The following is a 9,714-nucleotide window of genomic DNA, read 5'->3' on the forward strand; positions in this document are numbered from 1 at the left end:
CACCTTTTGCAATTTCATCTGTAGCATTAGAAATGATATATATAATCTTTTGGCTCTCCTTATTAATTTTCGAATCAGTTTCCTGATAAAAATAGTGTTTATACGCGACATAACCTCCCACTGAAATTACTATAACCAACAATATAAATAGACATTTTTTAACCAAAACTTCCTCCTTATTATTTATAACTCCATTTTTCTTCTCTTTAATAAAGAACTAGCCACTACAAAAATAGCGAATCATCTATATAAATTATATATTAGATTATATAGTTTTATAATTTAAATATTTAAATGCCGCACAAGAATTTTGCATACTATGAAAAGGAGTAATCCAACAAATTCAGTTGATTACTCCTTTTTATATTTTATCCATGCTTATCTCTTACATAAAGTGAAGCTTTAAAAGGTAAAGAACCTTACATTTCTAAGCAATTGATAATTAATTTCAATAAAGTTGTACATTTCCCTTGACAAAATAAACAATTTTATATAATAATAAATATTGAATTAGAATTATTATAGTTAATTAGAAACTTTAACTTTATGAGCAAGATAATTTTTGCTACTCATAACTTACATTTAGGAGGAATTTTAATATGTTATTAATCGGCACAGAAGTAAAACCGTTTACAGCTAACGCTTATCATAATGGAGAGTTTATCCAAGTTACTGACGAAAGTTTCAAAGGAAAATGGAGCGTAGTTTGCTTCTATCCAGCAGATTTCACATTCGTATGCCCAACTGAACTTGAAGATTTACAAAACCAATACGGGGCTTTAAAAGAGCTAGGCGTTGAAGTATACTCTGTATCTACAGACACTCACTTCACACATAAAGCATGGCATGATAGCTCAGAAACTATCGGTAAAATCGAATACATTATGATTGGTGACCCTACTCGCACAATCACTAGCAACTTCAACGTATTAGTTGAATCAGAAGGTCTTGCTGCTCGTGGTACATTCATCATCGACCCAGACGGCGTTATCCAATCTATGGAAATCAATGCAGACGGTATCGGCCGTGATGCAAGCATCCTTGTTAACAAAATTAAAGCGGCACAATACGTTCGCAACAATCCAGGCGAAGTTTGCCCGGCTAAATGGAAAGAAGGTTCTGCAACACTTAAACCAAGCCTTGATCTTGTAGGTAAAATCTAAGGAGTGCGATCAAAATGATACTAGATGCAGATATAAAAGCACAATTAGCCCAGTACCTTCAACTGATGGAGAACGATGTGCTACTTAAAGTTAGCGCAGGATCCGATGACGTATCTAAAGACATGTTAGCTCTAGTTGATGAATTAGCTACAATGTCATCCAAAATTAAGGTAGAAAAAACACAATTAGAGAGAACGCCAAGCTTTAGTGTGAATCGCACTGGCGAAGACACTGGAGTAACTTTTGCTGGTATCCCTCTAGGACATGAATTCACTTCATTAGTGTTAGCTTTACTACAAGTTAGTGGAAGAGCTCCGAAAGTTGAACAAAAAGTAATTGATCAAGTAAAAAATATTCAAGGTGAATATCACTTTGAATCTTACATCAGCTTAAGCTGTCATAACTGCCCAGATGTTGTGCAGGCACTTAACGTAATGAGCGTTCTTAATCCTGGTATTACACATACTATGATTGACGGTGCTGCATTCAAAGAAGAAGTAGAAAGCAAAGACATCATGGCAGTACCAACTGTTTACCTAAACGGCGAGTCCTTCGGCAGTGGTCGTATGACACTTGAAGAAATTCTAGCTAAAATGGGTAACGGTCCTGATGCATCAGAGTTCTCTGATAAAGATCCATACGATGTTCTTGTTGTTGGCGGTGGCCCAGCTGGTGCAAGTGCAGCAATTTATGCAGCACGTAAAGGCATCCGCACAGGTATCGTTGCTGAGCGCTTCGGTGGTCAAGTGATGGATACTATGGGCATTGAGAACTTCATCAGCGTAAAACGCACTGAAGGTCCTAAGCTAGTAGCAAGCCTTGAAGAACATGTAAAAGAATACGACATTGATGTAATGAATTTACAACGTGCGAAACGTTTAGAGAAGAAAGAACTTATTGAAGTGGAACTTGAAAACGGCGCTGTTCTAAAAAGTAAGAGCGTAATCGTTTCAACAGGTGCTCGTTGGCGTAATGTTGGCGTACCAGGTGAAGCTGAGTTCAAAAACAAAGGTGTAGCATACTGCCCTCACTGTGACGGTCCACTATTCGCCGGAAAACACGTAGCAGTTATCGGCGGCGGTAACTCTGGTATTGAAGCAGCAATCGACTTAGCAGGTATCGTAAAACACGTAACTGTTCTTGAGTTCATGCCAGAATTAAAAGCTGACGCTGTATTACAAGAACGCCTTTACAGTCTTCCTAACGTAACTGTTCTAAAAAACGTTCAAACGAAAGAAATTACTGGTACTGACACAGTAAACGGTATTTCTTACATCGATCGTGAAACTGAAGCAGTTCATCATATTGAACTTCAAGGTGTATTCGTTCAAATCGGTCTTGTGCCAAACACAGATTGGTTAGGCGACACTGTTGAACGTGTTCGTGGTGAGATCGTAACAGACAAGCACGGTGCTACAAACGTACCGGGAGTGTTTGCTGCAGGTGACTGTACAAATAATCCGTACAAACAAATTATTATTTCTATGGGATCAGGTGCAAATGCAGCTTTAGGTGCATTTGATTATCTAATCCGTAATTAATAAACTGTTTACAATCGAAGAAGCTGTACTACCGCTTAGGTAGCGCAGCTTCTTTCTTTTTTATAAACAAGTACTGCCTCAAATAACAATTTAGTTAGTTAATCCCCATCCATAAACTAAAAACCGCTCATTCCCATTTTTCTCATAGGCTTCCGGCAATCTAACTTCCATCTTCAACTCAAATGCCGTCTGATTCTCTAAAAAGAAAATATAATCCTCCGATGGATAATACAAAATAATTTCAATGTCCCTCTCTACTTCTTCTACCGAAAGCAATATGTTGTTTACCACATTCATAAATACCTGTACAGAAAACGGATTAAAGAAATAAAATCGATTGTCACGTGGATCAATCTCATACTCTTGTGCTAAGCAACATTGAAATTGAATTTTATCTTTACTGTTTCTTGCCTTCTTCGCATAACGTTCACGGTTTTCCATTGCTTCTTTATAAAATGTCTCGTTCATTTCGATTCCAACAGCTGAAGCACCGCACGTATGATGGATATAAAAATTTAGCCGTCCTTTTCCACATCCAAAGTCTACAACTCGATCACTACTTTTAATTTCATATTGATTCAATAATATTTCTAACCCGCTATATGGCGTTGGTTCGTAACGATGATAATGTAAAGATTTATTGAATCCTTTTTGTTCTCCTACTGTTTTTATATTTAATACTGCGTCATAATACTGTTCGTTCATTGATTTTCTCCTATTAAGAAATAATACTTTTTATTATACACCACAGAAAAAAGCCCGATAAAATCAGGCTTTCACTTTAAACTACTATTATTTTAAAACTTCCAATACCGTTTGCTTCAAGATTTGTACTCCATCTAATATACAAGCTCGGTCAAACGTCATGTGAGGATGATGTAATCCTGGTTTTAAATTCGCACCGAGCCCTAGCATAACCGCTTTTAAATGCGGCTTTTTGACCGTATAATAATGAAAATCATCACTTCCCGCTGTGCGAAGTGGTGCAGCGCATCCTTCTACTCCATATGTTTGCAGAATCCCCTTACGGAGGAACTGTTCTGCTTCCTCTGATACTACTGCTCCAGGTACATAATCGACCCAATCATAAGAAATCTTTACACCCATTGACTCGGCTGATTGAATAACTTGTTCTATCTTTTTCTTCAGCTCTTCCAACAATAAATTGTTTTCTGCCCTTACATCTAAAGCAAAATGAGCATTCCCAGGAATGATATTTAAACTTTCACCGCCTGCTTGGCATCTCGTCATTTTAACGGAATAGGAAAGTTGCGGTGAAAGCCATATATTTTTTAATCCCATATTAATCATCGTAACGACATCAATTGCGTTCGTACCTTGATGCGGCCGGGCACCGTGAGCGTCAGTTCCAACTATATGAGCTTCTAAAAAGTCAGCCGCTCCATGTCGGATAGATGGTGCTGCTTGCTTCAATGGCAATTCCTCTATTGGTCGTAAGTGAATACCGAATAGGAAATCAACATCATCCACAACACCTTTCTCCACCATTTTCAGAGCTCCGCTTCCCTTTTCTTCTGCAGGCTGAAAAATAAATCGAACCGTTCCAGTTTCCCAATCCGCATTTTTCAACTGTAAAATGAGCCCCATTACAATCGTCATGTGAGCATCATGACCACATGAATGATTTGCTTTAAACTCTCCATCTACTTCTTGCCACAATGCGTCCATATCACCTCGAATCGCGACAACTGGTTTCCCGCTTCCCATTTCTGCGATTACTCCAGGACAATCATCAAATGTTTTATAGGAAATGCCTTCTGCCTCTAAAAATTTCGTAATATAGGCAGTCGTATTATATTCTTTCCAGCTCACTTCAGGATTCTCGTGTAAATGTTGAAAAATTTCGCTTAACCGATCCTGCAAATCTACTTTTTTCACCGTTGTGCTCTCCCTTCTCACATCGCAACCATTCTCTGAAAACTGTATTGGATGCTAAACAACCTTTTTATTGATAACAATCCTGTTTCCCAAAAACATATTGAATATTCGTTTAAATGTCAAGAAATAAACACTGATAATTCATAATTGTCCTCATATTCCTTTTTGAAATATAATATGAGAAAACGCCGGAAGAGAAAATCACATCAGCTATCTCAAATTCACGAAAGCATTGTAAACAGAAAGGGGTCTTTTCATTGAAAATTACAGCTATTCACCTTTACGCAATTCGTTTACCACTTCGCAATCCATTTATTATCAGCTATGGTACTTATCATGATATGCCTTCTATTATTGTAAAAGTTGAAACAGATGAGGGCATTATTGGTTACGGAGAAGGAGTAGCCGACGAGCATGTTACAGGTGAAACATGGGAAAGTACCTTTCATGTTTTAAAACATACATTAGCTCCAGCCCTAATTGGTGTAAATCCAATGAATATCGAGAAATTACATGACATCATGAATCAAACGATATATGGGGTTCCTACCGCAAAAGCTGCGATTGATATTGCTTGTTTTGATGTAATGGGGAAAAAATTAAATCAACCCGTATATCAATTAATTGGTGGCCTTTATCATGAAGAGTTTCCAATTACTCACGTTTTAAGCATCGCTTCTCCAGAAGATATGGCAGAAGAAGCAGCTTCCATGATAAATAAAGGTTATCAATCCTTTAAAATGAAAGTCGGAACGGATGTCAAAAAAGATGTTGAAAGAATTGAAGCTGTACGTGAACGAGTAGGAAATGCTGTCGCAATTCGCGTTGATGTAAACCAGGGTTGGAAAAACAGCGCCAATACATTAACGGCCCTTCGTTCACTAGGACACTTAAACATCGATTGGATTGAGCAGCCTGTTGTAGCCGACGATATTGATGCAATGGCTTATATTCGATCAAAAACAGATCTTTCGCTTATGATCGACGAAGGATTAAAAGGATCACGTGAAATGCGCCAAATTATTCAAAAGCAAGCAGCTGATAAAGTGAACATAAAATTAATGAAATGCGGCGGCATCTATCCGGCTGTTAAACTGGCCCATCAAGCTGAAATGGCCGGAATTGAATGCCAAGTTGGTTCCATGGTTGAATCATCTGTTGCCTCTTCCGCAGGATTCCATGTTGCTTTCTCTAAAAAAATCATTACGAGCGTTGAGCTGACGGGACCGTTGAAATTCACGAAAGATATCGGGAACCTCTCCTACGATGTACCTTTTATTCGCTTAACAGAAAAGCCTGGACTAGGCGTTGATGTTGATGAAGATGTACTCAATGAGTTAACTGTTTTTCAAGATATTGTCCGTTAAAGGAGGTCATAACATGAACATTCTTTATGAAGGAACGTTAAAACAAAACGAGCAAACATTCACGGTTGCTCCATTATCTTTGCAACACATCGGGCAAATCTTATCCGTACAAGATGACGTCATTGAAGCACTAGAAAACAAAGAAAATTTACAACCTCTTACATTAGAAGAATTTCAAAATATCTTAAACGGAAATGGCTTCATGATTGGTGCATTCGTAGACGAACAACTCATTGCATTTCGTGCGCTCTTAGTTCCGCCTATTGATGAAGACCATTTAGGATTGGATATTGGCTTAACATGTGAAGAATTAGAACGCATCATCTATCAAGAAGTATCAAATGTTCATCCAACTTACCAGGGAAACGGGCTTCAAAAAATATTAGCGAAAGTGATTATGGCGCAGTTAAAACAGTTAGATAACAAATATGATTACGTTTGCTGCACCGTTGCACCGTTTAATATTCCTAGTTTAAAAGACAAGTTTGCTCAAGGGATGGAGATTGCTACGTTGAAAGAAAAATATAGCGATCGCTTACGATATGTGTTTGTGAAAGAGTTGCAGAGTGAGAGAGAAAAGGAATGGATGAATATAGAAAAGCTTCTCATGAGTGATATCGCCGGGCAGAAAAGGTTGCTGGCGGAAGGTTATCGTGGGTATGAGATGGAGTTTTGTGGTGGGGAGTATTGGGTTTGGTTTGGAGAGTAAAATAACAATAGCACATTTTCTAATATTATTTATTATACGAAGAAATAAAAAGGTGAGATACTACTATCTGTAGTGTGTCACCTTTTTTCAATGAAACATCCTTCTTAGAAAATGATAGAGAGAACTTGATAACTTTCTCCTTCTACTTTTAATTGTATACTCGCTCTTTCTATAACTTCGAACAGTTCCTTAAGTAATACTGATAAAATAATTCATCGGACCAACCCATTCGATGTTTTAGTTCAGTTAAATATGCTAATAAAATAAAGGGGCCATCTGAATTGGACTGAAAAGAAACTCCTCTTTCTTGAAGATCATTTGCTAATGGGATGATTACTTCCATATTTCCACTACGATAAACTTCGTCACCAGCAATAGAAACTTCCTTCGCAAATTTTAATAGACCTCTTTCATGCAATTTCGTTTTTTGTGACTCATAAATACCATACGCACAGTTGAATAATACATCGATGTCCTTCAGCATAAGTGTTTCTTTTCCAATAAATAAATTTTGTGTTTCTTTTTCGAACACCCGAATAATTGGAATGTCCCGCTTTTTCTCTTTCAAAGCATGCAGAATACTCATGTAATACCATGATTGGTCACGTTTTCCACGATTAAAACGCGACCATAATTGATCTTCTTCTCTTTCTACGTCCTCTTGAATGGACCGTAAGTTATGTAATTTATCTGCGACGATTAAGGTAATCTCTTCATTCGAACGGTGCGGAAGAGATTGAATTGTATGATTTTTCCGTTCTTCCCATGACAACGATTTATCTGGTTCTGAAGCCGCCTGAACCAGCTTCAACACTTCTTCGCCGAAATGCTCGCACAACTCAGCCTCGGTTGTATTCGTATCTTCTAAAGTATCGTGTAATAACCCTGCAGCAATCACTTCATCACGCTGCTTTGCTTTCTGTAAAATGAGTGCTACTCCAAATGGATGTATAATGTACGGAATGTTAGTACCTTTGCGCATTTGGCCTTCGTGCTTAATAGCAGCAAACTGCATCGCTTTCTCAATTAATCTGCTCATGTACCTCATCTCCTTTATTTATATTCATAACATAAACACCGCTCAAAATAAAATCTTCCGAGCGGTGTTTACTTCTCTAATCACTAAAATCAAAAGTGCCCCTTCGTAAAGGGGCACTCTTAATTTATTTATTAACCTCTAACAAATCCACCTGCCCCAGCCTTTTTCTTATTGTCCTTTTGCTCAACCTTATAACGATCTCCACCTACAAATAAGGAAACAAGAAGCCCGATGATACCAGCTATTATTGCCAATATAAAGCCCCGGTGCAACGCTGTTTCTAATGCCCCTCTCAGGAATTCTACTAGCTGAGGAGGAAACTGTGTATGATTTTGCATCAAGATTTCTGGTTTTGCCAATTTTTCAATCTGATCAGCCGGCATTCTAGAGGATGCTGCAAAATCCACCATCTTTTCTTTTAAATCATTGTTTACAATAGTTGCTGTAATGGCCGCTCCCATCACACCACCAATACTTCTCCAAAATCCCACAACCGATGAAGCAATCCCCATATATTTCATATCGACGGATTGAGCGACGGCATTTTGCGCGACACTCATAAGTGGACCAAGAACAATCAGCCCCATTGTGATCATGACGAGTGTCACTGTCAATTTTGATGTATCATGTGTGATGGTACTAAGCATATAAGCTTCAAATATTCCAAACGCCATGGAAATTACCATAATGGTACGGAAAGGAACTTTCGTACAAAGGAAACCACCTAAAATCGCACCAATCATAATTGGAAACATCATTGGTGTTAACACACTATTTGAATTTTCATTCCCAATAATAGCTACTGAAAGAATGGGAAGATACGTAATCGCAGAGAACATAATCGCTCCCTGACAAAATACAATAATACTTGTGCCAAGCACCATTTTATTTTTAAAAATGGAAAGAGGTAAAATCGGTTCACTGGCCTTTCTTTCCACTAATATAAACAACACAATCGATATCACCGCTGCACTGAACATCCCAATGATTTGAACAGAGTCCCAGGCATAATCCTTCCCGCCCCATTCTAAACCGAGAAGAAGTAAAACAGTTGAAGCAATTAATAAAATCGTTCCAAGATAATCAACTTTTGGTTTATGTTCTGACTTAGATTCTTTTAAAGAAAACAATAAAGTAATAATCGATAAAATGCCAAAAGGTACATTTACATAAAAGCACCATCTCCACCCTAACCAAGAGGCTTCAGAAATCCAAGTGCCGATTTGCGGTCCAAGAACTGAGGATATACCAAATATCCCAGCAAACACACCAGACATTTTCGCAGCTTGCTTAGGATCTGTAGAAATTGAATAAATGATTGTGAATGAAATCGGAAAAATAGCTCCTGAACCTATCCCCTGAATAACACGATACGCAATCAACTGGTCTATATTTTGAGCAGTTCCGCATAATGCTGATCCCACTAAAAATAAACTAATCCCAATTAAATAAAATAACTTCCTTCCAAATAAATCGCTCATTTTCCCAAATACAAGCATCGTACTTGTTGCGGCAAGCATATAAGCCGTAAAAACCCAGCTCATTTTATCAAATCCACCAATGTCCTTAATGACTTGACTAATACTCGCAGAAACAATGGTGTTATCCAGAGATGACATAAAAAGCCCTAATGCCATAGCTACAATCACAAAAGGCATTCTTTTGTTCTTCTCCATCGCGCTCTCTCCCCGTTTTTTCAATCGTATCCACTCAAATAGAATAACATTTTTCCATTAAATAACAATAAAATTCAGAAGTGATTTTTTGACAAAAATCTACTTCGTTTGTAAACGCATCTACTGACTATAATTATGCTTTGAAATTTAGACTATGTGGATTAATTGTTGCTAAAGTTATTTTAAATGTATGGATTCTATATTTCTGTAGATATAAAGAGAAGCCTACTTCCGAGAAGGAAATGGGCTTCTTCTTATTAAAGTATTAGTATTGCTACGCATTCCACATGACTGGTGTGCTGAACGTAGATAAAATATAA

Annotated in this window: 8 protein-coding genes; 4 read left to right on the forward strand and 4 right to left on the reverse strand. The window is 37.6% G+C overall.

All coding sequences use genetic code 11. From position 1 onward, the window contains the following. The first annotated feature begins 599 nt into the window (after positions 1 to 599). Together ahpC and ahpF are read left to right on the forward strand one after the other, a co-directional pair. Entirely contained in the window at positions 600 to 1,163 is a 564-nt protein-coding gene (ahpC, locus tag V7183_RS10295; protein ID WP_097894941.1) for an alkyl hydroperoxide reductase subunit C, read from the forward strand. A 14-nt stretch (positions 1,164 to 1,177) separates the two neighbouring features. Then, positions 1,178 to 2,704, forward strand: coding sequence for an alkyl hydroperoxide reductase subunit F (gene ahpF / locus V7183_RS10300; protein ID WP_335359420.1), 1,527 nt, complete (start codon positions 1,178 to 1,180; stop codon positions 2,702 to 2,704). A gap of 90 nt (positions 2,705 to 2,794) precedes the next feature. On the opposite strand, the gene V7183_RS10305 is transcribed toward ahpF, so the two are convergent. Beyond that, a complete protein-coding gene (locus V7183_RS10305) occupies positions 2,795 to 3,409 on the reverse strand; it encodes an SAM-dependent methyltransferase (protein WP_335359421.1) in 615 nt (204 codons plus the stop codon). An 87-nt stretch (positions 3,410 to 3,496) separates the two neighbouring features. Next, positions 3,497 to 4,603, reverse strand: coding sequence for a M20 peptidase aminoacylase family protein (locus V7183_RS10310; RefSeq protein ID WP_335359422.1), 1,107 nt, complete (start codon positions 4,601 to 4,603; stop codon positions 3,497 to 3,499). 257 nt (positions 4,604 to 4,860) lie between these two features. Between V7183_RS10310 and V7183_RS10315 the strand changes: the two genes are divergently transcribed. Both V7183_RS10315 and V7183_RS10320 read left to right on the forward strand, forming a co-directional pair. Further along, positions 4,861 to 5,970, forward strand: a complete 1,110-nt coding sequence (locus V7183_RS10315) for a mandelate racemase/muconate lactonizing enzyme family protein (protein WP_335359423.1) — start codon at positions 4,861 to 4,863, stop codon at positions 5,968 to 5,970. Between the two features lie 13 nt (positions 5,971 to 5,983). After that, positions 5,984 to 6,679, forward strand: coding sequence for a GNAT family N-acetyltransferase (locus V7183_RS10320; RefSeq protein WP_335359424.1), 696 nt, complete (start codon positions 5,984 to 5,986; stop codon positions 6,677 to 6,679). Positions 6,680 to 6,848: 169 nt separating this feature from the next. Here V7183_RS10320 and V7183_RS10325 read toward each other — a convergent pair whose 3' ends face one another. Together V7183_RS10325 and V7183_RS10330 are read right to left on the reverse strand one after the other, a co-directional pair. Further along, complete coding sequence (locus V7183_RS10325; protein ID WP_335359425.1) at positions 6,849 to 7,718, reverse strand: HD domain-containing protein; 870 nt, start codon at positions 7,716 to 7,718, stop codon at positions 6,849 to 6,851. A gap of 131 nt (positions 7,719 to 7,849) precedes the next feature. Continuing rightward, positions 7,850 to 9,394, reverse strand: a complete 1,545-nt coding sequence (locus V7183_RS10330; protein ID WP_097894934.1) for a DHA2 family efflux MFS transporter permease subunit — start codon at positions 9,392 to 9,394, stop codon at positions 7,850 to 7,852. Positions 9,395 to 9,714: the final 320 nt, after the last annotated feature.

Origin of the sequence: Bacillus sp. JJ1127 (assembly GCF_036965845.1) — a bacterium.
GTDB lineage: Bacteria > Bacillota > Bacilli > Bacillales > Bacillaceae_G > Bacillus_A.